This is a genomic window from Granulicatella elegans, from assembly GCF_020735385.1.
Lineage (GTDB): Bacteria > Bacillota > Bacilli > Lactobacillales > Aerococcaceae > Granulicatella > Granulicatella elegans_B.
Genome location: NZ_CP085953.1, coordinates 1,080,030 through 1,105,906, shown reverse-complemented (window position 1 = coordinate 1,105,906; position 25,877 = coordinate 1,080,030). Strand labels below are relative to the sequence as shown.

Annotated in this window: 22 protein-coding genes; 2 read left to right on the top strand and 20 right to left on the bottom strand. The window is 33.7% G+C overall.

The window, feature by feature from the left end; all coding sequences use genetic code 11:
- Window positions 1–202: 202 nt before the first annotated feature.
- Both LK443_RS05505 and LK443_RS05500 read right to left on the bottom strand, forming a co-directional pair.
- On the bottom strand, window positions 203–2,074 hold the full coding sequence (locus tag LK443_RS05505) for an IS1182 family transposase (RefSeq protein ID WP_227930973.1): 1,872 nt from the start codon (window positions 2,072–2,074) through the stop codon (window positions 203–205).
- 264 nt (window positions 2,075–2,338) lie between these two features.
- Complete coding sequence (locus LK443_RS05500; RefSeq protein ID WP_227930972.1) at window positions 2,339–2,974, bottom strand: redox-sensing transcriptional repressor Rex; 636 nt, start codon at window positions 2,972–2,974, stop codon at window positions 2,339–2,341.
- Between the two features lie 255 nt (window positions 2,975–3,229).
- On the opposite strand from LK443_RS05500, the gene LK443_RS05495 reads away from it, so the two are divergent.
- Window positions 3,230–5,173, top strand: a complete 1,944-nt coding sequence (locus LK443_RS05495; RefSeq protein ID WP_227930971.1) for an ABC-F family ATP-binding cassette domain-containing protein — start codon at window positions 3,230–3,232, stop codon at window positions 5,171–5,173.
- Between the two features lie 83 nt (window positions 5,174–5,256).
- Here LK443_RS05495 and LK443_RS05490 read toward each other — a convergent pair whose 3' ends face one another.
- From LK443_RS05490 to LK443_RS05465, 6 genes are all read right to left on the bottom strand, one after another.
- A complete protein-coding gene (locus LK443_RS05490) occupies window positions 5,257–7,002 on the bottom strand; it encodes an ABC transporter ATP-binding protein (protein WP_227930970.1) in 1,746 nt (581 codons plus the stop codon).
- The gene (locus tag LK443_RS05485; RefSeq protein WP_227930969.1) at window positions 6,992–8,737 is read right to left on the bottom strand and encodes an ABC transporter ATP-binding protein; all 1,746 of its coding nucleotides are present in this window, start codon (window positions 8,735–8,737) and stop codon (window positions 6,992–6,994) included. The genes LK443_RS05490 and LK443_RS05485 overlap by 11 nt, the downstream gene beginning before the upstream one ends.
- A 195-nt stretch (window positions 8,738–8,932) precedes the next feature.
- Window positions 8,933–9,238, bottom strand: a complete 306-nt coding sequence (locus tag LK443_RS05480; RefSeq protein ID WP_227930968.1) for an Asd/ArgC dimerization domain-containing protein — start codon at window positions 9,236–9,238, stop codon at window positions 8,933–8,935.
- Entirely contained in the window at window positions 9,201–9,344 is a 144-nt protein-coding gene (locus LK443_RS05475; RefSeq protein ID WP_227930967.1) for a hypothetical protein, read from the bottom strand. Before LK443_RS05475 ends, LK443_RS05480 begins: the two co-directional genes overlap by 38 nt.
- A gap of 27 nt (window positions 9,345–9,371) precedes the next feature.
- Complete coding sequence (gene uvrB / locus LK443_RS05470; protein WP_227930966.1) at window positions 9,372–11,348, bottom strand: excinuclease ABC subunit UvrB; 1,977 nt, start codon at window positions 11,346–11,348, stop codon at window positions 9,372–9,374.
- A gap of 89 nt (window positions 11,349–11,437) precedes the next feature.
- Window positions 11,438–12,361 carry a Fic family protein gene (locus LK443_RS05465; RefSeq protein WP_227930965.1) on the bottom strand — a complete coding sequence of 308 codons (924 nt, stop codon included), beginning with the start codon at window positions 12,359–12,361 and terminating at the stop codon, window positions 11,438–11,440.
- Between the two features lie 225 nt (window positions 12,362–12,586).
- Between LK443_RS05465 and rpsT the strand changes: the two genes are divergently transcribed.
- Window positions 12,587–12,841 carry a 30S ribosomal protein S20 gene (gene rpsT, locus LK443_RS05460; protein WP_006703518.1) on the top strand — a complete coding sequence of 85 codons (255 nt, stop codon included), beginning with the start codon at window positions 12,587–12,589 and terminating at the stop codon, window positions 12,839–12,841.
- 59 nt (window positions 12,842–12,900) lie between these two features.
- Here rpsT and holA read toward each other — a convergent pair whose 3' ends face one another.
- From holA to LK443_RS05400, 12 genes are all read right to left on the bottom strand, one after another.
- Window positions 12,901–13,932 carry a DNA polymerase III subunit delta gene (gene holA, locus LK443_RS05455; protein WP_227930964.1) on the bottom strand — a complete coding sequence of 344 codons (1,032 nt, stop codon included), beginning with the start codon at window positions 13,930–13,932 and terminating at the stop codon, window positions 12,901–12,903.
- Between the two features lie 59 nt (window positions 13,933–13,991).
- Window positions 13,992–16,238, bottom strand: coding sequence for a ComEC/Rec2 family competence protein (locus LK443_RS05450; protein ID WP_227930963.1), 2,247 nt, complete (start codon window positions 16,236–16,238; stop codon window positions 13,992–13,994).
- Window positions 16,235–16,897 carry a helix-hairpin-helix domain-containing protein gene (locus tag LK443_RS05445; RefSeq protein ID WP_227930962.1) on the bottom strand — a complete coding sequence of 221 codons (663 nt, stop codon included), beginning with the start codon at window positions 16,895–16,897 and terminating at the stop codon, window positions 16,235–16,237. The genes LK443_RS05450 and LK443_RS05445 overlap by 4 nt, the downstream gene beginning before the upstream one ends.
- A 47-nt stretch (window positions 16,898–16,944) precedes the next feature.
- On the bottom strand, window positions 16,945–17,979 hold the full coding sequence (locus LK443_RS05440) for a SepM family pheromone-processing serine protease (protein ID WP_227930961.1): 1,035 nt from the start codon (window positions 17,977–17,979) through the stop codon (window positions 16,945–16,947).
- Window positions 17,976–18,503 carry a pantetheine-phosphate adenylyltransferase gene (gene coaD / locus LK443_RS05435; protein ID WP_227930960.1) on the bottom strand — a complete coding sequence of 176 codons (528 nt, stop codon included), beginning with the start codon at window positions 18,501–18,503 and terminating at the stop codon, window positions 17,976–17,978. The genes LK443_RS05440 and coaD overlap by 4 nt, the downstream gene beginning before the upstream one ends.
- A gap of 9 nt (window positions 18,504–18,512) precedes the next feature.
- Window positions 18,513–19,070 carry a 16S rRNA (guanine(966)-N(2))-methyltransferase RsmD gene (gene rsmD, locus LK443_RS05430; protein ID WP_227930959.1) on the bottom strand — a complete coding sequence of 186 codons (558 nt, stop codon included), beginning with the start codon at window positions 19,068–19,070 and terminating at the stop codon, window positions 18,513–18,515.
- Window positions 19,071–19,347: 277 nt separating this feature from the next.
- On the bottom strand, window positions 19,348–19,641 hold the full coding sequence (locus tag LK443_RS05425; RefSeq protein ID WP_227930958.1) for a YlbG family protein: 294 nt from the start codon (window positions 19,639–19,641) through the stop codon (window positions 19,348–19,350).
- Window positions 19,642–19,658: 17 nt separating this feature from the next.
- A complete protein-coding gene (locus LK443_RS05420) occupies window positions 19,659–23,087 on the bottom strand; it encodes a pyruvate carboxylase (protein WP_227930957.1) in 3,429 nt (1,142 codons plus the stop codon).
- Entirely contained in the window at window positions 23,065–24,333 is a 1,269-nt protein-coding gene (locus tag LK443_RS05415) for an FtsW/RodA/SpoVE family cell cycle protein (protein WP_227930956.1), read from the bottom strand. Before LK443_RS05415 ends, LK443_RS05420 begins: the two co-directional genes overlap by 23 nt.
- A gap of 22 nt (window positions 24,334–24,355) precedes the next feature.
- Window positions 24,356–24,637: a DUF1507 family protein gene (locus tag LK443_RS05410; RefSeq protein ID WP_227930955.1), complete on the bottom strand. Its 282-nt coding sequence runs from the start codon at window positions 24,635–24,637 to the stop codon at window positions 24,356–24,358.
- A 350-nt stretch (window positions 24,638–24,987) separates the two neighbouring features.
- Window positions 24,988–25,581 (bottom strand): ATP-dependent Clp endopeptidase proteolytic subunit ClpP, encoded by a 594-nt coding sequence (gene clpP / locus LK443_RS05405; RefSeq protein ID WP_227930954.1) that lies wholly within the window; start codon window positions 25,579–25,581, stop codon window positions 24,988–24,990.
- Between the two features lie 81 nt (window positions 25,582–25,662).
- Window positions 25,663–25,866 carry a DNA-directed RNA polymerase subunit beta gene (locus tag LK443_RS05400; protein ID WP_227930953.1) on the bottom strand — a complete coding sequence of 68 codons (204 nt, stop codon included), beginning with the start codon at window positions 25,864–25,866 and terminating at the stop codon, window positions 25,663–25,665.
- Window positions 25,867–25,877 lie beyond the last annotated feature (11 nt).

Below are 25,877 nucleotides of genomic sequence, written 5' to 3'. Positions count from 1 at the left end.
GGATGTTTCGGGATACGATAGGAAATTTCTATAAAACTAATTTGTCTTTCTTTTAACAATGAGTAAGAAAATTTTCTTTGGAAGCGATTAGAATAATTTTAGTAAGCTCAGCATATTCAATTCCTCCCTTTTTCAAGTATTCTTGTTCACAATATCCCAAAGTAATGTTTTAGTAAATAGTTTTCTAAGAGCATATGCCTTTTCATAGTAGCACTAGCAATGAAACCGAAAGTTTGCTGCCGTATTCTTTGCTACTATAGACAAAGTCATTTCCGCTTTCGCACTCTTCATCTAACCGTTTCTCCCTTCCATAACAAAAGTAATGACTTTTCATAGTAGCAGCAGTATTAGAAGTCGCTTCGACTTCTAATACTGGAAGAGGCTGGGCAAAAAGTCTCAAAAATAGAAGAAAGCACGTCCCGATTTTGACTGAAATCAAAATTAGGACGTGCTTTTTAATAAATTCAGTAAAATCAAGGGGGATAAACCACCCTTGATTCATATTATTTAAGATATATTTCCTTAATCTCTGCAAATTCATCCCTAAAAAGAGCAGACCAATGTCATTATGAACTGCATTTTTACCTCTAACATGAGTTCTGCGCATGCCAAAATTGCGCTTCATTTGACCGAAAACTGGCTCAACTTCAATTTTTCGTTGAGCATATATACTACTTCCACGGTCACTATGTAACGCTTCTTTAATCGTTTCTTTATAAGATTCCCAAACTTGGTTTACACGGATTTGACGTTGTTGTCCAGTAGGAGTTTTCGCTAATTCATCCAATGCTTCTGTTTCTTGAATTGAATCTGTCTCATACACTTTAAATCTACGAGTAAATCCATTCTTATCGTTTCTTGTTGAATAATATTTAAAACTAAATTTTACACCTAAATGATCAATATAATAATCTTCCTCTTCATTGTAATACCAATTTTGTCTATTAGATGGATCATTTTTAAATTTCTTCGTTTGTTCTTTTTCGTACATTGTGTAAGGAATCAAAGGTGTCTTTTCATACTCTTCAAGAATCAATTGATAGTTTTCTTCACTACCGTATCCAGCATCCGCAATAATAATAGAAAATTTGTCTAATAGTTTAAATGAATTTAAAAATGGTTTAAGAGTACGCATATCTGTAGGATTAGGAAATACATCAAAACCTAAAACATATTGATGATTCGTTGCGATTTGAAGATTATAGCCAGGTTTTAATTCTCGATTTTTCATGGCATCTTCTTTCATACACATAAAAGTAGCATCGTTATCTGTTTTAGAATAACTATTCCGGTTATCAAATGTTTCCTTAGCTATCGTATATTTTTCTTTACGAGGCAGAAAATCTTTTTCAAGTTGACGTTTAAAAGAATTTAACAAGCGTTTTTTCTGTTTGTTTTTAGAACCACCAACAATATGTTTAGGTTCTTCTTCAATGAGTTCTTCTAACTGTTCTAGAGAGTTATTAGTAGCTTCAATCATGGCATGAACACCATATTCAGTAATTTTTTCTTCTTCTGATAAAGCAATATTCACTTGATTTTGAATTAATTGATCATATAATGTACTAATTTTTTCATTTAAAGCTTCATCATATCTTTCAATAGCTTTACGCCATACAAATGAATAACGATTGGCATCTGCTTGAACTTTTGTACCATCAATAAATAAACTATCTGAATCAATAATATGATAGTGTTGGAGTAATAAAGTAAAGTATACGAAAATGTTTTTAATGATAGAGGAAAACTGTTCATTACTTCTAAAATTATTAATAACATGGTAACAGACATAAGTTTGTTGAGAAAGCCACTGCATCGGAATATTTTCTTCATTTAATTGAACAATTTTTCTACCACTATACGTAGAACGAGTATAAGCGAAGAGAATCATTTTTAATAACATACGAGGATGATGAGCAGGTCTACCCATTTTTGATGTTGTATTAGGAAAGATAATAGAATCTGGAATAGAATCTACAAACTGATTAATAAATTGAGCAATGTGGTTTTTAGGGACGGTTAATGTAAAATTTAGTTCTAAAGTATCTGTTGGTGTGGTATAATTTTTGTACATAGGAGTCACCCTTTCTTATTTTATTTCATTCAAACTTATTATAACAGAGGTAGACTCCTATGTTTAATTTATAAGACTAAAAAGCACTATAAAATCCTGTTTCAGAATTTTATAGTGCTTTCTTCTATTTTTGAGACTTTTTGCCCAGCCTCTTAGGCATGAAACCGAAGGTTTGCTGCCGTCCTTTCTGCTACTATAGATAAAGTCATTTACGCAAAAAAACATCTCATAAATGCTCCTCACATTTACAAGATGTTTTTACGATTAATGAATATTGTTATTGTCTAAGAAATAAATCAACGTTTGCAATTCGTTTGTTAAGTCAACATTTTGAACACGAATATGATCCGGTGCAGTTAAACGAAGCGGTGTAAAGTTTAAAATACCACGAACATCAGCTTCGATTAATAAATTAGCAGTTTCTTGAGCAACTTCTTGAGGAACTGTTAAAATTGCCACTTGAATTTGTTGTACACGAAGTTGTTCTACTAAATCATTCATAGAATAAACTGGAACTCCACTCACAATTTTCCCTACCATACTTTCGTCCACTTCAAACGCAGCACTAATTCTTACATGATTACTTTGATGGAAATTATAATTTAATAAAGCTTGCCCTAAATTACCTACTCCAACTAAAGCAACATTTGTTAAACGATCATGATTTAATTGTTGACTAAAGAAATCTAATAAATACTCCACATCATAACCATAACCACGTTTCCCTAACGCTCCAAAATAAGAGAAGTCACGACGAATTGTTGCACTATCAACTTTTACTGCTTCACTTAATTCTGTTGAAGAAATACGACGTTTCCCTGCATCATGTAAAAATCTTAAATAACGATGATAAATTGCCAAGCGCTTTGCGGTAGCTTTTGGAATTTCAACTTTTTTCATTTTTCAATCTCCTTTGTATCAAATTTCATAAACATTCTAGCATAAGTTTCATATTTTTCACAAGCAATATGCTTGTTTTCACATAAATTATTGCATTTGTAAATTTTATTCTACATATATCTTGTAATTTTCTTAACTAAACAATATTGTGATTTTTTCTCATTCTTACAATTAATAAATAAATAGTAAAAACTTTTGTCCTCTTCACTTGTATGATAGAATAAATTTGAAACTGCATAGAAAGAGGATTATGACATGATTTTATTACAAGGTCAAGGGCTAGCTAGACATTTTGGTCCTGATGTACTATTTGAAAATATTTCCCTTGAAGTCCAAGAACGTTCTCGTATTGCATTAGTGGGAAGAAACGGAACCGGAAAATCAACATTATTAAAAATTTTGGCAGGAATCGAAGAACCTAGTTTAGGAATGGTCAGTAAGAAAAAAGACCTTTCCATCGGTTACTTAGATCAATATGCTTCCGTAGATTCTGAAAATACAATTTGGGAAGAAATGATTGAATTATTTAAAGGCATTGAAACTTTAAAAAAGGAAGCTCTTTTAATAGCTGATAAATTAGGAAATCCAGACGTATTAGCCAATGAATCTCTCTACCAACAAACATTAACACGTTACGATGATTTACAAGAACAATTAAATAAAATGAATGCTTATGGCTATGAAGGTGAAATTCGCTCTGTCTTACATGGATTCCAATTTTATCCAGAAGACTATGATAAACCTATTCAACAATTATCCGGCGGGCAAAGAACTCGTCTAGCCTTAGCTAAAATTTTATTAGAAAAACATGATGTCTTAATTTTAGACGAACCTACCAACCATTTAGATATTGAAACATTAACATGGTTAGAAGATTATTTAAAATCTTCACCTGTGTCACTACTTATTGTCAGCCATGACCAATACTTTTTAGATAAAGTCTGTCAAGAAGTATATGAAATTCATCATCACACTTGCGATTATTATAAAGGCAATTATTCATACTATGTCACTGAACGTGAAAATCGTTTCTTACTACAACAGAAAGCTTATGAAAAACAACAAGAGAAAATTCAAAAATTAGAAGAATTTGTTGCGAAAAATATTGTTCGTGCCTCTACTACGAAACGAGCTCAATCCCGTAGAAAACAATTAGAAAAAATGGAACGAATCGAAAAACCTCAGTCCGACTCTAGATCTGCTCGTTTTTCATTTTCTGTGCAAAAAGAACCTGGAAATCAAGTTTTAATTGTGCAAGATGCTTTTATTGGATATGACGGACAAAAGCTATCAGGTCCAATCAATTTAAATATCCGCAAACAAGAAGCCGTTGCGATTGTTGGTCCAAACGGAATTGGAAAATCAACTTTATTAAAATCTCTAACACAAGAAATTCCATGGATTGCTGGAGAAAGTTCATTCGGGGCTAATGTTCAAGTCGGTTACTATGATCAAAATTTAAGTGGACTAAACTCTAAAACAACTGTTTTAGAAGAGCTCTGGAGCCGACATACGACGATGCCCGAAAAAGATATTCGTACCATTTTAGGAAGTTTCCTATTTTCAGGAAAAGATGTAGAAAAATCCACTGCTCAATTAAGTGGGGGAGAAAAAGCAAGACTTGCTTTAGCAAAACTTTCATTAGAACATGATAATTTCTTATTACTCGACGAACCTACGAATCACTTAGATATCGATAGTAAGGAAGTTCTTGAACAAGCTCTTATTGAATATGATGGAACAATTTGCTTTGTTTCACACGACCGTTATTTCATTAATCAAGTGGCAACTTCTATTTTAGAAATCACTCCTGAAGGAAGTACCTTATATTTAGGAGATTATGATTACTATATTGAAAAGAAACAAGAGCTTGAAGCCTTAAAACAAGAAGAAACCACTCCTGTCGTTCAAGCAGAAGTAGCTTTAACCGATACAAAGAAAAATTACTTAAGCTCAAAAGAAGAACAAAAACAACTTCGTACTTTAGCAAGACAAGTGGAACAACTAGAAGAAAAACTTCATCAAATCGAACAAGAAATTTCTTCCATTCACGAAGAATTAACATTAGAAGAAGTTTATACGAATCCTACTCGTTCTAGTGAACTTCAACAAACTTTACAAACCTTAAATGAATTATTAGAAGAAGTAATGATGGAGTGGGAAGAAGCTAGCTTAGCTTTAGAAGAATTCCAAGCTTAATCATTTCTCTCAAACAAAAATCAAAAGACTTTTCCTCGTAGCTTACGACATGTATGCTACTGAAGAAAAGTCTTTTTAAACTCTTACTCATTCATCCATTGGCTTTGATAAAGATGTTCGTAGAACCCTTGCTTTGCAATCAGTTCTTCATGTGTTCCTTGTTCTATCACTTGTCCATCTTTCAGCACTAATATTTTATCTGCATTTTGAATCGTTGACAATCTATGAGCCACAATGAAACTTGTTTTCCCTTCCATCAATGTTTGGAAAGCTTGTTGAATTTTCAACTCTGTTCTTGTATCAATAGAAGAAGTTGCTTCATCAAGAATAAGCATCGATGGTTGACTTAGCATGACTCGAGCAATGGACAAGAGTTGTCGCTGTCCTTGTGAGAAGTCTTCCCCTTGTCGATGAAGAGGTGTTTCTAATCCTTGTGGTAGCTTTTCAATCATTTTATCTAATTGGCATTGGATTAATACTTGTTGAATTTCTTCTTCTGTTGCATTGGGATTTCCTAATAATAAATTTTCTCGAATTGTCCCCGATTGCAACCATGTTTCTTGTAAAACCATTCCAAATAATTGTCTGAGTTGCTGCCTACTCATGTCTTTTATGGAGATGCCATCAATTATAATATTTCCTTTATCGACTTCATAAAATCTCATTAATAAATTAATCAGTGTACTCTTTCCACTTCCAGTTGGTCCTACAATCGCAATTTTTTCTCCCGGTTTTACCTCTAAAGAAAAATTCTCGATTAATGATTGATCTTTTTGATAAGAAAATGACACCTGTTTAAATAAGACTTCCCCTTTAATTCTTTCTGGTAATTGGATTTCTTTCCCTTCTTCCATTTCAATAGGATCTTCCATCAATTCAAATACACGACTTGCACAAGCAATTGAATTTTGAAACTCAGTCATCACACCTGAAATTTCATTAAAAGGTTTTGTATACTGATTCGCATACGTTAAAAATGCTGCTAATTGCCCAATACTTAATTGAGAGTTCAATACAAAAAATGCTCCAACTAATCCTACTACCGTATACACTAAACTGTTCACAAAACGAGTCGCTGGATTCGTAATAGAAGAGTAGAAAATAGCTTTTAATGAACGTTCTGCTAAATTTTCGTTTATCTCATCAAAAGTTTCTAACACCTTTTCTTCTTGACTATAGGCTTGAACTACTTTTATCCCAGTAATCGTTTCATGAGTAAAAGCTGTTTGTTCAGCTCTTAATATGGATTGATCATGAAATAAATGATAAGTTTTTTTAGCAATAAAGGATGCAACAACAAATGAAATAGGCGTTAAAAGAAGGACAACTACTGTCATTGTCAGTTGAATACTAAACATCCAAAATAATGTACTGATAATTGTTAAGATTCCTGTAAATAATTGAGAAAATCCTAGCAATAGTCCATCTGCCATTTGCTCCGTATCCGAGATTACAATACTTTGAAGAGAACCATGTGCTTTGATATCTAAATAACTCAGAGGCATTTTAGATAAATGAATAAAAACATCATCTCTCAATGATTTCACCATGCCATAAGCAATATGATTATGACACAAACTCATCACATATTGACTCACCATACTGATTAATGATAGCACTAAAATCCATAATAAGCCATTGGTGACAATAGAAAATTGTACTTCTCCAACTCCTATCATCGCATCAATTGTTTGACCGATGACTTTTGGAATCCATACACTAGATAACACACTCACCATTGCTAACAATAGAGAAAATAGTAAAAGAAAACCATATGGTTTTAAATACGGAAATAATTTTTTATACACTTCCCTTTTTTCATGCTCCATGAGGCTGTTCCTCCTTCTGAAATTGTGAGGCAGTTATTTCTTGATAAATCGCATTTGTTTCTAGTAACTCTTCATGAGTTCCAATTCCTACGATTTTTCCTTTTTCCATCACAATAATTTGATGAGCTTGCATCACTGAAGCCGCTCTTTGAGAGACAATGATTGTTGTTGGTTGAAATGGAGCTTTTGCAATGGCTTTTCTTAATGCTGCATCTGTTGCATAATCTAAAGCCGAAAAACTATCATCTAATATTAAAACCTCTGGCTTTCTAACGATTGCCCGAGCAATCGTCAAGCGTTGCTTTTGTCCACCAGATAGATTTCTTCCTTCTTGTTCCAATACATACTCTAATTGATTTGGTTTTTGTTCAACTAATTCTCTTGCTTGGGCAATTTCTAATGCTTCATATAATTCTTGAATTGTAGCATCTAATTTTCCCCATCTTAAATTTTCAGCAATCGTTCCTCTAAATAAAGCTGCCTTTTGTGGAACAATCCCTATTTTTTGTCTTAATTCTTCTGTTGGAATAGTTTCTAGGGTTTGCCCATTCATACGAATCGTTCCACTTGTTGGTCGATAAAATTTAGGAATCAATGAAATCAGTGAAGTTTTCCCACTTCCTGTCCCCCCAATAATACCTAAAGTTTCCCCTTTTTTCAGAGAAAAAGTTAAGTTTTCTAGCACTTCATGACTATCTCCTTCATATTTCAAAGAAACATTTTCAAATGAAAGTACAATTTCTGTCTCTTCTTTTGAAGATAAGCTATCCAACTCTTTTGCAACCTCATCCGTTTGTTCAATTGTCAATATTGCTTCAATTCTCTTCGCACTTGCAATGGAACGTGTTACTTGAATGGTTAAATTTGCTAATTTGATTAACTCTAATAATATTTGAGACATATAATTTACTAACGCAATGACTTGTCCCTTTGTTAAGATTCCTGAATCAATTTGCACAGCTCCTAATTGTAATAACACAATAATCGCAATATTAATCATCAACATCGTCATTGGATTCGTTAAACTCGATAGATAACTGACGAATTTTTGCTGATTCGCTAATGCATTTGTTTCAACTTGAAAAGTATTTTGTTCCATTTCTACTCGATTAAAAGCCCGAAGAACTCTCACTCCTGTTAAATTCTCCATTGTTTTTTGAGTAATACGATCCATTCCTTCTTGTACTTTTGTAAATAGGGGAATCGTTTTCAATAAAATCGTATAAATAATGATGGCTAAAACAGGAATTGTCACAACAAATACCCAAGCTGCTTGAACATTTACAATAAACGCCATTATCATTGCCCCTAAAACTACAAACGGTGAGCGAAGTAATAAGCGTAAAAATAAATTCCAACCTGTTTGAACTTGTTGAATATCACTTGTCATTTTTGTAATGAGTGAATCCGTTCCAAGTTGATCAATGGTTGAAAAATCTAATGTTGTAATTTTTTCTAATAAAGCATAACGTAATTTCTTAGCAAAGCCAGTCGCAGATTTAGCAGCAAAATACTGTGCAGTAATCGAAACGACTAGACCAATCACCGCAAGAAGAATGAGCAACCCACACATCGTTAAAATATAGGACGGTCGATTTTGAGCAATTCCAACATCCATTAATTGCGCCATCACTAATGGCACAAATAATTCAAAACTAGCTTCTAACAATTTAAATAACGGTGCTAGCAAACTTTCTTTTTTATAATAACTAGCATATTTCCATAATGACTTCAAAAACTTACTCCTTATTCAAAAATTTCCCAATTAAATTGTAACAAACTCAAATAAAATTGCAAATGAAGATACAAAAAATGACTTTTCATCGTAACACAAGACTCACGAATGCGAGGCTGCTTTCGTCCTAGTGCTACCACAGAAAAGTCATACTCTCATACGCACCCTCATTACAACACGCCAAAAGTAGAAAAGTCATTTTCTACGTAGTTCATTTTGTTCAATTAACTCCGCAATTTGTACTGCATTACTTGCTGCTCCTTTACGAATATTATCCCCAAAACACCAAATATGGAAACTATTCAGTTGAGAAATATCACGAGGAATTCGTCCAACAAACACTTCATCATGACCAGTTGTCATTAAAGGCGTTGGATATTCATTATTAGCAGAATTATCCACTACTACAACACCAGAAGCTTTCGATAACATTTCACGAATTTCTTCCGGAATCGTATCTTTTTCAAAAGTGACATTGTTCTCTACTGAATGTGAATTCATAACAGGCACACACACAAGTTGCAGTAACTACCACTGATTCTTCTAACCCTAAAATTTTACGAGTCTCTTGAATCATTTTTGTACCTACAATTGCAATATTTACCATAATTAATCTTCTCTTTGATCCTTTTCCCTATAGTTTATATTGCGCTCGAAGCTCTAATATCATATCTCTAAGTTGGGCGGCTTTTTCAAAGTTCAAGTCTTTAGCTGCAGCACGCATTTCTAATTCCATCACTTCAATAGCTTCTCTTCTTTGTTGAGTAGTCATTTGTTTGAAATCAGTCTTAGGTGTTTCTTCTTTTTCAACTGCATGAGTAATCGCAATTAAATCACGAATATTTTTATGAATCGTTTTTGGTATAATTCCATGTTCTTTATTATAAGCTTCTTGAATACTTCTACGACGATTTGTTTCATCAATGGCATATTTCATAGAATCCGTAATTTTATCAGCATACATAATCACTTGTCCGTTCGCATTTCTTGCGGCACGTCCAATTGTTTGAACTAAGGAACGTTCACTTCTTAAAAATCCTTCCTTATCCGCGTCTAAAATGGCAACAAGGGATACTTCCGGCACATCTAACCCTTCTCTTAATAAGTTAATACCGACTAATACATCAAATTCACCTAGACGTAAATTTCGAATAATTTCTGTTCTTTCTAATGTTTTAATATCACTATGAAGATATTTCACACGAATGCCGACTTCTTTTAAGTAATCGGTTAAATCTTCTGACATTTTCTTCGTTAATGTCGTAATAAATACTCGTTCATTCTTTTCAATTCGGTCATGAATTTCACGGATTAAGTCATCAATTTGTCCATTAATAGGTCGAACTTCAATTAATGGATCCAGTAATCCTGTTGGTCGGATAATTTGTTCGGTAACAGTTGGAGTATGAGCCATTTCATAAGGCCCTGGAGTTGCAGAAACATAAATCATTTGTGGAATTCTTTCTTCAAACTCTTCAAATCGTAATGGTCGATTATCCAAAGCACTCGGTAATCGGAATCCATATTGAATTAACTGTTCTTTACGAGCTCGGTCTCCATTAAACATTCCTCTAATTTGTGACATTGTAATGTGAGATTCGTCAACAACATATAAGGAATCTTCAGGGAAGAAGTCTAATAAAGTATACGGTGCTTCACCTGGTTTTCTTCCGTCCATATGTCTTGAATAATTTTCAATGCCATTACAATAGCCCATTTCTAGTAACATCTCAATATCATAATTTGTTCGTTGTTCTAATCGTTGTGCTTCTAATAATTGGTGATTTTCTCTTAATTCTTCTAAGCGTTCTTTCAATTCTGCTTTAATCGTAGAAACTGCTCGACTAATTTCATCTTCATTCGATACAAAGTGGGTGGCTGGGAAAATAGGAACATGTTCAACGGTAGCTTTTACTTCTCCTGTTAAAACATCAATTTCTTTTAACGCTTCAATTTCATCACCAAAAAATTCCACACGAATGGCAGAAGAATCATGACCTGGAGGGAAAATATCTACAATGTCTCCTCTTACACGAAAACTACCTCTTCGAAAATCAATATCATTTCGCTCAAATTGCATTTCTACTAACCGAGTGAGTAACTGATTCCGTTCGACTTCCATTCCTTCTCGTAAAGATAAGACATGCTCTCTATAATTTTCAGGATTTACTAATCCATAAATGCATGAAACAGAAGCCACAACAATAACATCTCTTCTTTCAAGCAAAGCACTTGTTGCAGAGTGGCGTAATTTATCAATTTCATCATTGACGCTAGATTCTTTTTCAATATATGTATCGCTAGAAGGAACATAGGCTTCAGGTTGGTAATAATCATAATAAGATACAAAATATTCTACAGCATTATTCGGGAAGAATTCTTTTAATTCTCCATACAACTGCCCTGCTAATGTTTTGTTGTGTGCTAATACTAACGTTGGCTTATTCACTTCTTTAATAACATTAGCAATCGTAAAAGTTTTCCCCGTCCCAGTTGCTCCTAATAAGGTTTGTTCATGTTTTCCCTCTAAAATTCCAGAGACTAATTCTTTAATCGCTTGTGGTTGATCTCCCTGCGGTTGATAGGGAGAATGTAGTTCAAAATGATCCATTCTTCCACTCCTTTTTCACTATTCCTAAATAGTATAGCATGCTCGAAGTGGAAAACAAACAAGAGTAGCTCATCTATCTATCATTCATATTATCGTTCTACAGGAAGCTCCACTTGAAAATATTCCAGTAGACAATTCATCATATCTTGTCCATCATAACAAGTATCCATTAAATAATTGGGATTATCTAAAAATTCTTTTAATCCTAGGTAGTAGTAAAATTTCTTTTTATCCTCGATAATAAAAGGAATCAATTGATGTTTCAGGCATTCTTTAAAAGCAATTAGCCTTCCTACGCGACCACTCCCATCTTGAAATGGATGAATTTTCTCAAATTGAAAGTGAAATTCCACAATATCTTCAAAAGTAATCTGTTTTTTCTCATGATACATTGTTAATAACTGTTGCATATCATTTGCTACATTACTAGGAGATGAAGTTTCAATTCCACTCACTACATTTGGTCGTGTTTTGTACTCTCCAACATTGAACCAAGAAAGTGTTTCATCTTTCGTTCTGCTTTTCAATAAATAGTGTAATTGTTTAATCATTTCTTCTGTTAACTCTTCTTCTGCAATCTCAATACAGTAATCCATTGCTCGAAAGTGATTCACCGTTTCAATAATGTCATCTATACTAACAGCGTCTTGACTGCAAAATGTATTCGTTTCAAATATATGCCTCGTTTGTTCTTCATTTAAACAACTTCCCTCAATATGATTTGAGTTATAAGTCATCCGTATTTGTAGCTCATGATAAATCCCTCCAGAAATCCCAACATCCTTTTCTTCCCTTAACTGTCTAAGAATTGGATTATTAGGAACAACAGTATAAGGAGTTTCTTCTGCACAATCAAAAAAGTCACAAAATTTTCGAATAACTCTTGTAGAAAGTTTTTCTTCTTTTGAAATTTTGGCAATTGTTCTTAAAGATATATGAAGAACTTTTGTTAAATCTGATTTATTTAATTGCTTTTGCTTTAATAATTGAGGTAATCCATTATATTGATACATATTTCACCCCTGATTTCTTTACTTATTATTTCAAAAAAACATTTAAAAAGTAAAGATTTTACAAACGATAGTTTCAACCTTCTCAACATTTATACAATAAATGTCACATGAAAACGTACTATTTCATCGCAAGACTTGCATTTTTATAAGGACTTTTGTATAATGATTCCTGTTGGAAACAACTGATCAGTGATTATATAAATGTAAGAAAGAGGGGTGAACCCATTGCCAAATATCGCATCACAAATCAAACGTGTTCGTACAAACAAAAAGTCAACACTAGCAAACAACTCACAAACTTCTGCTATGCGTACTGCTATCAAAAAATTTGAAGCTGCAGTAGCTGAAGGTGCTGAAAATGCTGAAGAATTATTACGTGCTGCTCACAAAGCAATCGACGGAGCTGCTTCTAAAGGATTAATCCACAAAAACAAAGCTTCTCGTGACAAATCACGTCTTGCTTCAAAATTAAGCAAATAATAAAAAGCCTGAGAAATGATTCTCGGGCCTTTTTTGTACTTTTTTATTTTCACTTCAACCTACGATGCACTCTTTTGACAAAACTTCAAAATAAATGTTTCTAATTGCAATTCTTTCATTCCAAATCCTATTTTCAATGCATACTCTGTTTCTACTAATGAACGATATGCTGCTTCTAATAAAGCAATCGAAAATTTTCTAGATTGTCCTAGAGCAAGTTTTATACGGTATGGGTGAATCCCTAATACCTTTTGCATTTCAGGCTCGTGATAGCCTTCTTTTTGTAAGTAGCTCACTTGTAACAATAATCGAAATTGCCCTAATAAAATGGCGTTCATCTTAATCGGGTCTTCTTTTTGTAATAGTAAATCTCGATAAATTTCAATCGCCACTTTACTATCTTTTCGAAGGACTGCTTCTCCTAGTTCAAAAATATTTTGTTCTAAACTTTTTGGAACTAATGTTGTTACTAAGTCACTATCAATCACTTTTGTATCTATAACAGATAAGATTAACTTATCAATTTCTCTCATCGCATCTGTTAGAGAGTAATGTAATTTTTCTAAAAATAACTGTAATACAGAAGTTTCCATCGAAACGCCCTGTTCTTGTAATTGATGTTGAACCATCACTCTTACATCTTTTTCTTCTAGAGAAGAAGCATCTAATAATACCGCTACTTTTTTTAATTGCTTCACGATTTTTTTACGAGAATCTAACTTTTCATAAGGTGCAAAAAATACAACAACAGAAGAATCTAATGGATTTTCTAAATAAAACTGCAACCTTTCAAGTTGATGATCAATTTTTGCTTTTTCTTTTTCTCCTGTTAAAAAATACGGCTTGTCAATCATCACTAAACGTCTATCTCCAAAAAATGGGACAGATTCTGCATCTTCAATAGCTGTTTGGACAGAAATTTCTTCCATATTAAATCGAGCAACATTTAATTCTTGATCTTCAGGAGCCACTACGGATTCTAAAAATACTTGCCTTGCCCAATTTTGTAAATAATCTTCTTTTCCTTGAACTATATAAATTGGCGATAAATTCCCCGATTTAATTTCTTCTATTTTCTTTTGAAATTCCATTCATGACTCCCCTTTCTCTTAGTCTAGTGTATCGTGAAGTGTTCTTTTTGTCCATGCTTTCACTCGTCTTTATGACTTTTTATCGTATGGAATTTTCGTACGCCTTTTTCTTGCATCATATGAACTGCTCCATCTTCTTGCGATATCCATATCGTTGGAATTTGTTGTTCTAATTGATCTAAAAAGCGTGCACTAATATGCGATTTAACCGTCCCATTTCCTTTTTCTAAAATCAAACTTTTCGTTTGCATTTGTGTAAATCCATTTATTTTTGCTATCCCTTCAGCATTTTTCCTTGAAGTTATAACAAAATCCGCTTTATTGGGTAAAGTTTTCATCGTATCTTCTACTATGAGTATTCGTTCTTCCTGAATTGTAAAAATAGAACTTTGAACTTCTTTCTTACTGCCATTAACTGGAATCAATTCCCATTTCACTCCAGAAAGTAACTGTCTCTCTCCTAATTCATGATACTGTGTCGAAACGTCCAATTCTCCAAAGCCTCTTTTTTCAGAAGGGTGTTTAGAAACAACTACCTCGCTCACTGAAAAATCTTGGAGCAACTCTTTCAAATCATCACTATCGTCCTCAGTAGCATTCGTTAGTACAATAGAATCCAACTGAGAAATTCCTTCTACTAAAATATTATTCGTAACAGTTTTAGAAAAAGATTGTTTACGAAAGGCATTCCCCTTAGACTCTGTGAACGAATTTCCTCCCCTCAATACTAATGTGGCGTGATTACATCCTTTCGGAATATACAAAACCGAAACTTGCGAACCAGTACTTAAAAAGATGATTTGCTCCTGCAGATGATAAGGAATGCTAAGTGCAATCATACAAGAACAAAAAGCAAATACAACACTTGAATAAGGACGAAACCAAGATTTTTCATAACAAACAAGAGCTACATAAAGAGTACCCCAATATAACATCCAAGCTACTGTTGACCAGGTACCAAATGTGAATCGTAAAATCAAAAATTGCTCACAAAAAGAAAAGATTTGATTCAATCCATTTAATAACGCATCTAAAAAGAAAACAATACCATTAGAAATCCACACCCAATTGAACACTACTGCCAAAGCATAGAGCAAAATTCCTGGAATAAGAATGCTTTCAAATAACAAAACCACTAACCCAGCTAATAACACACTTAAAATATTCCACGTGAAAAAATAGTGACAAATCAATGGCAAGGCAATCATAGGGGTCAAAAAAGCAATACAAATTGTTTTCTTCCATTTCCCTTGAAGATTATGTTCGACAAAATAACTCGTCAATAATAAAATAGCTGTTAATCCATAACTTAGTTGAAAAGCTACATTTTCAATGATACTGGTGCGATAAAACAGTGACAGCAAAAATATGATTCCCAAACAATCCGCTGTTGTCAGTTTCCAATGAAACTTTTTAGACATTTGCGCTAAAATATACATCAAAATGGCTCGTGTACCGCTAATATTCCAATGTATGAAGTAGCCATAAATGACTAATCCAATGATGATAACAGCAACACTTGTTTCTCGAGAAATTTTCCATTTCCATAATACTTTTTCAAGCAAATGAATCAATAATGTAATATGAAGCCCTGAAATGGCTAACACATGCATGATGCCCAATCTCTTATAATGTTGAATCACTGTCGCATCCGCATCTTTCGTTTTTCCAAACAGTAATAATAAAGCATAGGTACGAACAAAACTTTCTGGCTTAGCATTGATTTTTAAATAAAATTTTCTACGCCAATTTTGAAATAGTGACATCCATGAAGGATTATTTGCCATTTGTTTAAATCCTCTGACTTCAAACACACGCAAAATCCCAATGCTCCGATAATAACTTGGTGCATTAAAATCCCCTCTATTTTTAGGTTCATTCACAGGCTTACTCTTCCCTATTACGGATAAAGTGAGATTTGCTTCCTCCTCTTCAAATAAAGCTCTCTCTTTTTCTGAACGCATTTTATATTGGAATAACACTTTATGGTTAGAAGAAGTTAACTCTAATTCAGCAATTCCTGTTACAAAGTCTCCATTAATTTTCAAATCATCTCGATTTAATCTGATAATTCCAGACAACTCACCTTCAAGAATAACTGTAGAATGATAGACTTGATAAGAACGTAATCCAACAAAAATAAGTAAAATAAAGACCCAGAACATCTGTTGTTTAGATTGAAAATGAATGATAAATGTCCATATTCCTATCAAAACATAAATCCCTTTTAGAAAAAATGAAGACTCAAAAAAGATTAAACTTCCTAAAATAATTTCTAAGACTGTTATCCAAATCCACTTCTTCATTGGAAAGTCACTTGGCTTTCAATCGCTTCTAAAGCTTTCTTTCCAATTCCTTTCACTTGTAATAGATCTTCCTTTGTGCGAAAGGCTCCATGTTCTTTTCGATATTGTAAAATGGCTTCGGCTTTTTTCTTTCCGATTCCTTTTATGGTTTGTAATTCTTCCAAAGTTGCTGTATTAATATTGACCGTTCCTTGTTTTGAATTAGATGGAGTCGTATTAGACGAGTTTCCCTTTCCAGAATTTTCCTCTGTCACTCCACCTTCTTGTTTGGAATGTAAATTAGGCACAATAATTTGCATTTGATCGGTAATTTTTTGTGCTAAATTAATTTTTGTTTCATCTGCCTCCTCCGTAAAACCTCCTGCCTTTTTAACCACTTCTTGTATACGACTCTCACAAGAAAATTCATACACTCCAGGTCGAAGAACTTCCCCTTTAATATCCACATAACAATTTTGTGGCATCATCGTAGTTGTTTCTTCCACTCTTGTTGTATTCACAGCATTCGTTACCATTACTTTTTCTTTTGTAGGGGAAGCCATCATCCCTCTTCCTACAAGGATAATAACGATAACTGCTAATACGCCACCAATAATTGACAGAACTTTTTTATATTCCATCAATAAACGCTTCACTTGCATTAAAAAATAAAACATCATTTTTCCCTCCTCTAACTATAGATACGAAAAAAATGATGTTTTGTATTTTATTTTTCTAAAATTTTTACTGCATCTTCAAATTTTTTTACAGGATACACTTGAATATTGGATTTTATCTTTTCAGCTGTTCGTTTAGCTTCTTCATAATTCGATAAAATGTTAGGATTTTTTTCTCTCATTTCATCTGTAATTTCATCATCTGGTGCTAGGAAAATAGTTGCTCCTGCACGAACAGCTGCCACTAATTTCTTATCTACTCCACCGATTCGTCCAACTTCTCCGTTTTCATTCATTGTGCCAGTACCAGCAACAATTCTACCTTGTTTTAAATTGTTATCCGTTAATTGGTTATAAATTTCTAATGTAAACATCAAACCTGCCGATGGTCCGCTTACCCCATGTGGATCAAAATCTACTTTAGGAGATTCATGAAGTTTCGAATGGGTCACTAATTGAATCCCTAACATTGGTTTTCCTGTATCAGGATTTTCTACTAAGACTCCTGTTTTTTCCATGATTTCTTGATTACGATTCATTTCAATTGTGACACTATCACCGATTTTTTTAGAACTAATGGCTGCAATCATTTCTTGCGCTGATGAAAATGATTCTCCATCCACTTTTGTCACAATATCTCCTACTTGAATCTTCTCTTTAAAATCAGATTCAGGAACTACTGTCATCACATATACGCCTAAAAACTCTTCTGTAACTGTCTTTCCAGCTGCCTTATACGCTACTGAAACGGCTGCATTTCTAGCTTGTTGCATATAATATTCCTGAATTTTATTGTATTCCTTACTAGGAGTTGTTCCATACACTTTTTCCTTTGGAATCATCTCAACATGAGGAAGCAATGTTTGAAGTGTTAATAAAGGGGTTGCCTGTTGTGACAACACCGTCATCACACGAAAAGAACCTTCCTTCTTCTCATTAACTCCTTCAATTGTAATAAAATCCTCTACCTTTTCGGCACTCCCTGGCATTTCTAATACATAAGGTAAAGGATAAAATGCAATGATTCCTAAAAACAACAAACTTACGAGCGTTATAACAATCGTGCGTAAAGAAATTTTTTTCATTCCTCTTCACTACTTTCTTGAAGCCTCATTTGTTGACACTCTTGTCTTGCATATTTCTTTTTCAAAATTTCTGCAACAGACGCTGGAACTAAAGAGTCAAATTCTCCTCCAAATTGAGCTAATTCTTTCACCATTGTTGAACTAACAAATTCATAAGCTGGTTCACTCACAAGTAAGACAGTTTCAATATTCTCATCTAATCGATGATTATGGTACGCTAATGTCTTTTCTAATTCTAAATCTTGACTATTACGAACCCCTCGTAAAAGAACGGTTGCTTCTAATTGTTTCGCAGCTTCAACCGTTAATCCCCCATCTTGTACAACAACTCGAACATTGTTCCAGTTTGACACAGCTTTTTGAACCGTTTGAACTCTCTCTTCTTTTGTTAGCGTATACTGCTTTTGGTGATTATAAGAAATTAACACAATCACTTCTTCAAATAATACTGTCGCACGTTGGATTAAATGAAGATGCCCCTTTGTGATGGGATCAAAACTCCCTGCATAAATTGCTTTTACCATACAAATCTCCTATTCAAATTCAAAGAAAACTAATGCTGTAATTCCATACTCTACTCGTTTCCATTGAGTAAAACGTCCAATTTTTTCTGGTAATTGCACTGCTTTATCTACTTCAGCGACAACTACAGCATCTTCTGCTACTAATGATAATTTTTCCAATTGTTCAATATCATTGATAATTTCTTGCAGACGATACGGTGGATCCATAAACACTAAAGAAACAGGTTTAAACTCTTCTCTTGTGGCTAATGTTTTTAATCCATGTTTTACATTTTGTTTCAATAATGTAAATTTATCCGGACTCTTTGTAATGTCAATATTTTGTTCAATGGTTTGAATCGCTTGTCGATTATTTTCAAATAAAAAGGCGTGGTTCATTCCTCTAGAAACAGCTTCAATTGCTACTCCTCCACTGCCTGCATACATATCCAACATCACACCACCATCAAAATATCCTCCTAAAATATTAAATAAGGATTCTTTAATTTTATCCGTTGTTGGTCTTGTGTTCTTTCCTGGAACAGCACGAAGATGTCTTCCACCAAATTCGCCAGAAATAATTCTCATCTGTGTTCCTCCTTTAATATGATTCACCTTATTATAAACGCTCAAAAAAAGAATAACAACTCACAATAAACAGAAGAAATCTTTGCAAACGTCACTTGCTTGTAACACAAAAGCAGGTAGTAATGCTTTCTCTTTACTTCTTCTAAAAAAATACATTTTAATTCGGTCGAATTCGACCAAATTAAATCTGAACTAGGTACAATGCATTTGCATTATTTCCCATAAAAAAGTCATGACTACCTGTCTAAAGGGTGGTCATGACTTTTACACATACACATTACGCTTCTGTAGCCAATGCTTGTTTTTCTAATTCAATTTCCTCACGTAATTCCGGTAAGATTTGTGTAAAATCCATTCGAACTTCATGACGAGGAGATACTTCAACTTTTCGAACAAAGTGAAATTTGCTAACTTTATCCACAACACTTTCTACTTCTTCTTCATTGACATACAAGTAAATATATTTTAGTCGTTTAGAAATATATTGAATATTGCCGAAACGTTTTAATTGTTTAATGGGTTTTAATGTATAGAGCCATACAATAATCGCTCTTCTTTCTACTTGTTCCATGTTTACTCCTCTCTGCATTATTTTTTACGAATTGTTAATAATAAATCACTGACATCAATCATATCTTGTTCTTTAACAGCAATGGTTTCAACAACGCCATCAAATGGTGCTTGAATCGTTGTTTCCATCTTCATCGCTTCTGTCACAAGTAACACTTGTCCTTTACGAACTACTTCACCTTGTGTAACAAATACTTTTAAGACACTACCTGGCATTGTTGCCCCAATTTGTCCAAAATCATTCACATCTGCTTTTTGACGTTTGACAGTTGTCATTGTTGCACTCGCATCATGCACAATAATTTCTCGACTTTGTCCATTGAATCGATAGAACATAATTCGATTTCCATCTTGATCAGGTTCCCCAATTTGAACTAATGTAATCATAAAGACTTTTCCTGGAGCATATTCCATTTGAATGGTCTCACCCATACGCATTCCATAGAAGAATGTTTGAGTATCTAATTTACTTAAATCTCCATATAGTTCTTTTCTCTCTTGATATTCCTTATACACTTTTGGATACATGAGATAACTTAGTACTTGTTGTTCTTTTGGCTTATGTCCTAATAAAGTTTCTAATTCTTTACGAACTTCTTCAAAATCCACTTCAGGTGCTAATAATCCTGGACGAACGGTAATTGGCTCAATATCTTTTAACACAACTTTTTGAAGTTTTTCATTAAATCCTCCAACTGGTTGTCCTAAATCTCCTCTAAAGAATTGAATCACTGATTCAGGGAAGGACAGAGTTAATCCTTTTTCATAAATATTTTCCTCATTGAGTTCATTTTGAATACAAAATAGTGCCATATCACCAACAACTTTAGAAGAAGGTGTTACTTTAATAATATCTCCGAATAATTGGTTCACACGGTGATACATTTCTTTCACTTCTTCGAAACGTTCCCCTAAACCAACTGATTTGGCTTGTTGGTATAAATTCGTATATTGTCCTCCAGGCATTTCATGATAGTATACTTCTGGGCTTGGAGACACTTGCGCTTGGTCAAATGCATGATAAGATTTGCGAATCGTTCCCCAATAACGATTTAATCTTGTTACATTTTCCATCTCTAATTCAGGTTGGCGAGTCGTACCTTCTAGTCCATGATATAAAGTTTCCATACTTGGATTAGAAGTTCCCCCTGCTAACGCACTAAAGGCTACATCCACTACATCCACTCCAGCATCAATCGCTGTTGCTAATGTTAAAATACCATTTCCACTTGTATCATGTGTGTGTAAGTGAATTGGAATATCCACTGATTCTTTTAACGTTGTAATCAATTGTTTTGCTGCTTGAGGTTTCAATAAACCTGCCATATCTTTGATGGCAATCATATGTGCACCTGCTTTTTCTAAATCTTTCGCAAATTGTTGATAATATTCTAATGTATATTTTGTTTGCATTGGATTTAATACATCGCCTGTATAACACATTGTCGCTTCAGCAATTTTCCCTGCATCACGAACCGCTTGAATACTTACTTCCATTTGAGGCAACCAGTTTAAGCTGTCAAAAATTCTAAACACATCAATTCCTGTTGCTGCTGCTTCTAAAATAAATGAACGAATGACAGCATCTGGATAATTGGAATAACCTACTGCATTAGAACCACGCAATAACATTTGTAACAGAGTATTTGGCATTGCTTTACGAATTTTTTCTAATCGATTCCAAGGATTTTCTGTTAAGAATCGATAAGCTGTATCAAAAGTTGCTCCACCCCAAACTTCTGCTGAGAATAACAGAGGTACTGCTGCTTCATATTGCTGAGCCGCTTGAATTAAATCAATCGAACGCATTCTTGTTGCCATTAAACTTTGATGTGCGTCTCTAAAACTTGTATCCGTTAAAAGAACTTTTTTCTGTTCCAATACCCATTTAGAAACTGCATCCGCACCTTTTTCATCTAATAACTGCTTAGCTGTTATTTCTGGGTTTGAAATAGGTTTCAATGTTTCGATATAAGTGGGTCTCTCAAATGCTTTTGTTTCTTGCGGAATTCCTGGATACCCATTAACCGTAATTTCAGAAATATATTTTAAAATTTTATTTCCACGATTACTTTCCTTTGGAAACTTAAATAATTCAGGTGTTGTATCAATAAACGTTGTTTTTGCTGTTCCTGTTAAGAAATCATCATGATGAATCACATTTTTTAAAAATGGAATATTCGTCTTCACTCCACGAATTCTAAATTCTTTTAACGCACGTTGCATCGTTGTAACTGCTTGAGAAAAATCACGACCATACGTACATACTTTTACTAATAGCGAGTCAAAATATGGCGTTACCACATTCCCTTGAAAAGCATTTCCCGCATCTAAACGAATGCCTAAACCACCTGGAGAACGATACGTATTAATTTTACCAGTATCAGGCAAGAAATTATTTTCAGGATTTTCAGTTGTAATACGGCACTGAATCGCAGCACCACTAAATGTTAAATCTTCTTGTTTAGGAATACCAATTTCTTGATGCAGATCCATTCCTTGCGCAATTTTTAATTGTGCTTGAACAATATCAATTCCTGTAATCAATTCAGTAATTGTATGCTCTACTTGGATTCTTGGATTCACTTCAATAAAGTAAAATTGATTTCCATCTAATAAAAACTCAACCGTTCCTGCATTGACATACTCAATTTCTTTCATAAAACTAGCTGCGGCATTACAAATTTTTGATCGCATCTCTTCTGAAAGTGAAATACATGGAGCCACTTCAATAACTTTTTGGTGACGTCTTTGGACAGAACAATCTCGTTCAAACAAATGAACAACATTTCCATGTTCATCCCCTAAAATTTGCACTTCGATATGTTGTGGATTTTCAATATATTTTTCCACATAACATTCTCCAGCACCAAAAGCTTTAAGCGCTTCTCCTACGGCACGTTCATAGCTATCTTGAACCTCTTCTTTGCAATAAACGACACGCATTCCACGTCCGCCGCCACCAAGTGCAGCTTTAATCATAATCGGATAGCCAAATTGTTCCCCAAAATCATAAATTTCTTGAACAGAAGATACCGTTCCTTCTGTCCCAGGAATAGATTGTAAACCAGCCTTATGCGCAGCAGTCTTTGCTTTTAATTTATCTCCTAAAATATCTAAATGTTCTAAGCGAGGACCAATAAATGTTAATCCCGCTTCTTGACATTTTCTAGCAAAATCAATATTTTCGGATAAAAAACCATAACCAGGATGAACCGCATCTGCTCCTGATTGTTTCGCAATACGAATCATATCATCCATATCTAAATATGCTTCTGTTGGTTTCTTACCTTCTCCAACTAAGTAAGCTTCATCTGCTTTAAAACGATGTAAAGATTGTTCATCTTCTTTAGCAAAAATCCCTACTGTCTCAATCCCAAGTTCTGTTGCCGCACGAAATACACGAATCGCAATTTCTCCACGGTTAGCCACCAGTAATTTCTTCATGTTCATCCTCCTTTTCATCTAAAGCTTCTTCTTGAGAACTGTCATCTTTTTTATCTTCCTCAAGTTTGAACTCATTCATTCTAATGTTATTTTTAACTTCTTCAAGGTATTCTTTATCATATTTTAATGCAAATAGAACCATTCCTATCGCAATACTTGAAACAATCAAACTAGATCCACCATAACTTAAAAATGGCAATGGAACTCCGGTAATTGGAGCAAGGCCTAGTAACGCTCCAATATTGACACTGCTTTGTACTAATAGAAAAATTCCAACACCTAAACAAATATATCTAGCAAATGAGGTTCTGCAAGATAAAGCCTTCCTAATAATATAAATGATTAGGAAAAAGAGAACGATTAGCACTAACCATACCATAAAAAATCCTAATTCCTCACCAACAATCGCTAATATAAAATCGGTATGCGCTTCTGGTAAAAATCCTGTTTTTTGAATAGAACTTGATAAACCAGTACCTGTTAATCCCCCTCTTGCTAAAGCGAAGAATCCTTGGATAGATTGATAACCTACACCACTCGTATCATCCCAAGGATTATGGAATGAAAGGAATCGCCCAACTTGATACGATTTTATAAATGGCACATATTGAATAATCGAAATGGGTAAAAATGTAAACAAATACCCTAATACAAATAATCCACCAGAAATCCCTAGAGCTCGCTTAGAATATCCAGTCGTTAAGGCAAGTAACCACATCATCAGCGTAATAATCATTACCGTTCCAAAGTCCGGTTGAATTAACACTAACATATTCACTAAAACCATCATTCCTATTGGAATTCTATATAATAATTTCCAATCTTGAGTGTCCTTATATTTGCTATAATAAAAAGCGCTCGCCCAAATTAAAATTACTTTGGAAAATTCAGAAGGTTGCAAATTAAAGAATCGCAAATTAATCCAACTTCTTGCCCCTTTAATTCCAGTTTGTGTTAAAACAAAGATAAGGAGAAAAATCAATATCCCATAAGAAATTTGTAAAAGTCTTTCCTTAAAAAAGAAACTTCTTCCAAAATTAGCAATAGCGATTGCCAGAATAAACCCCAAAACTAGAAAGGCTAATTGACGATATAAAAAATATTCTGAATTTCCTAGTGTAGTCAATGAAAAATAACTACTAGCACTATATACCATCACTACTCCAAAAATGGATAATATAATAAAGAGCATTAATATAATGATATCGACTTGGAAAAAACTTTTTAGTTTATCTTTTATTTTCAAAATAATAAACCTCTAACTTTCTTTAAGATTGCCAATGTTTCTCATATACATCGCTATATACTTCGTTTAAAGCGTATTCTAAATCTGCCATCAATTGGTGACCATCATTTTCTTCCACCACACCAATTGCTACAGCATACTCTACTTGTTTTGATAATCCAAACAATTGCGTGTCAACCACTTCTTCAAATGCAGGGCATTTTGCAATACATAGATGACTTTTTTGTTGATTAATTAGTTGATAAATTTTATTAGCATTTTCTTTTAATTGCTCAAGGGCAAAATTTTGTTTTAAATCTGACATCGTCTATCTCCTTTTGAATAAAATGACTCAAAGTGATTATACCACAAAGCATATGTTGAACTAAAGAATGATGAGAAAATTTAATGGCTGTGGCAAACGAATAGAAATGATGACAAAAAATAACACCGCTCACGACTTTGGGCGATTGAGCGATATTATTTCATCATAATTAGCCACCGTCTTTTCAATAGGCTACATCAAAGTCGAGTTGCCGCTCGACTCTTTTGTGTTTTTACAATATCAAAAAAAGAATTCTATCCTATTAAAACTACATGCGACTGACTGGCAGCTCATCATCCCACAAAAATAGTCGCCTCATTCCTAAAAAATCGGCGACTCCATCCTATCTACTATTGTAAATCTTTTGAGTTTGTCATAATCGCATCAATTAAACCATATTCTAACGCTTCTTGAGCTGTCATATAATTATCACGATCTGTATCTTTCTCAATTGTTTTAATTTTTTGACCCGTTTGTTTTGCTAAAATCGCATTTAAACGTTCACGTGTTTTTAAAATTTGACGAGCAACGATTTCAATTTCTGTTGCTTGTCCTTGAGCTCCACCTAAAGGTTGGTGAATTAAAATCTCAGCATTCGGTAATGCATAACGTTTGCCTTTTGTACCAGCTGTTAATAAGAATGAACCCATTGAAGCTGCAAGTCCCATCGCAATAGTTTGAACATCTGCTTTAATAAAATTCATTGTGTCATAGATTGCTAAACCTGCTGTAACACTTCCTCCTGGAGAGTTGATATACATATAAATATCTTTCTCAGGATCTTGCGCATCTAGGAATAATAATTGCGCAATAATTGCATTTGCCATATCATCGTGGATTGGGCCACTTACCATAATAATACGGTCTTTTAATAATCTTGAGTAAATATCATACGCACGTTCACCACGTGATGATTGTTCAATAACTGTAGGAATTAAATTCATGTTGAATCCTCCATCTCTCTTTTAAATTTCATTTTTCAATATAAGTGTAACGAATTTGTCAACAAAGGTCAAAAAAATTGCCTATCGAACAAAATCAAAAATCTTTTGCCAAACTTCTCCAGAAAATACTGAGAACGGATTTCCACCGCCACCAAGAACACTGTAACCAATCATAAGCCCTACTATAAATAGCAAAAAAGCTAACCCTAGAAATAGAGCGATACGAATGAGAACAATCATTAAAAATGGCTGACTATTATAAAACTGTTCTAATCTCTTAAACATGCCCTCACCTC

What these genes read in the sequence shown, in the direction of transcription:
- LK443_RS05505 (WP_227930973.1), bottom strand. Translation starts at nt 2,074, where the DNA reads ATGTACAAAAATTATACCACACCAACAGATACTTTAGAACTAAATTTT.
- LK443_RS05500 (WP_227930972.1), bottom strand. Translation starts at nt 2,974, where the DNA reads ATGAAAAAAGTTGAAATTCCAAAAGCTACCGCAAAGCGCTTGGCAATT.
- LK443_RS05495 (WP_227930971.1), top strand. Translation starts at nt 3,230, where the DNA reads ATGATTTTATTACAAGGTCAAGGGCTAGCTAGACATTTTGGTCCTGAT.
- LK443_RS05490 (WP_227930970.1), bottom strand. Translation starts at nt 7,002, where the DNA reads ATGGAGCATGAAAAAAGGGAAGTGTATAAAAAATTATTTCCGTATTTA.
- LK443_RS05480 (WP_227930968.1), bottom strand. Translation starts at nt 9,238, where the DNA reads ATGAATTCACATTCAGTAGAGAACAATGTCACTTTTGAAAAAGATACG.
- LK443_RS05475 (WP_227930967.1), bottom strand. Translation starts at nt 9,344, where the DNA reads ATGGTAAATATTGCAATTGTAGGTACAAAAATGATTCAAGAGACTCGT.
- uvrB (WP_227930966.1), bottom strand. Translation starts at nt 11,348, where the DNA reads ATGGATCATTTTGAACTACATTCTCCCTATCAACCGCAGGGAGATCAA.
- LK443_RS05465 (WP_227930965.1), bottom strand. Translation starts at nt 12,361, where the DNA reads ATGTATCAATATAATGGATTACCTCAATTATTAAAGCAAAAGCAATTA.
- holA (WP_227930964.1), bottom strand. Translation starts at nt 13,932, where the DNA reads ATGGAATTTCAAAAGAAAATAGAAGAAATTAAATCGGGGAATTTATCG.
- LK443_RS05450 (WP_227930963.1), bottom strand. Translation starts at nt 16,238, where the DNA reads ATGAAGAAGTGGATTTGGATAACAGTCTTAGAAATTATTTTAGGAAGT.
- LK443_RS05445 (WP_227930962.1), bottom strand. Translation starts at nt 16,897, where the DNA reads ATGATGTTTTATTTTTTAATGCAAGTGAAGCGTTTATTGATGGAATAT.
- LK443_RS05440 (WP_227930961.1), bottom strand. Translation starts at nt 17,979, where the DNA reads ATGAAAAAAATTTCTTTACGCACGATTGTTATAACGCTCGTAAGTTTG.
- coaD (WP_227930960.1), bottom strand. Translation starts at nt 18,503, where the DNA reads ATGGTAAAAGCAATTTATGCAGGGAGTTTTGATCCCATCACAAAGGGG.
- rsmD (WP_227930959.1), bottom strand. Translation starts at nt 19,070, where the DNA reads ATGAGAATTATTTCTGGCGAATTTGGTGGAAGACATCTTCGTGCTGTT.
- LK443_RS05425 (WP_227930958.1), bottom strand. Translation starts at nt 19,641, where the DNA reads ATGGAACAAGTAGAAAGAAGAGCGATTATTGTATGGCTCTATACATTA.
- LK443_RS05420 (WP_227930957.1), bottom strand. Translation starts at nt 23,087, where the DNA reads ATGAAGAAATTACTGGTGGCTAACCGTGGAGAAATTGCGATTCGTGTA.
- LK443_RS05410 (WP_227930955.1), bottom strand. Translation starts at nt 24,637, where the DNA reads ATGTCAGATTTAAAACAAAATTTTGCCCTTGAGCAATTAAAAGAAAAT.
- clpP (WP_227930954.1), bottom strand. Translation starts at nt 25,581, where the DNA reads ATGAATTTAATTCCTACAGTTATTGAACAATCATCACGTGGTGAACGT.
- LK443_RS05400 (WP_227930953.1), bottom strand. Translation starts at nt 25,866, where the DNA reads ATGTTTAAGAGATTAGAACAGTTTTATAATAGTCAGCCATTTTTAATG.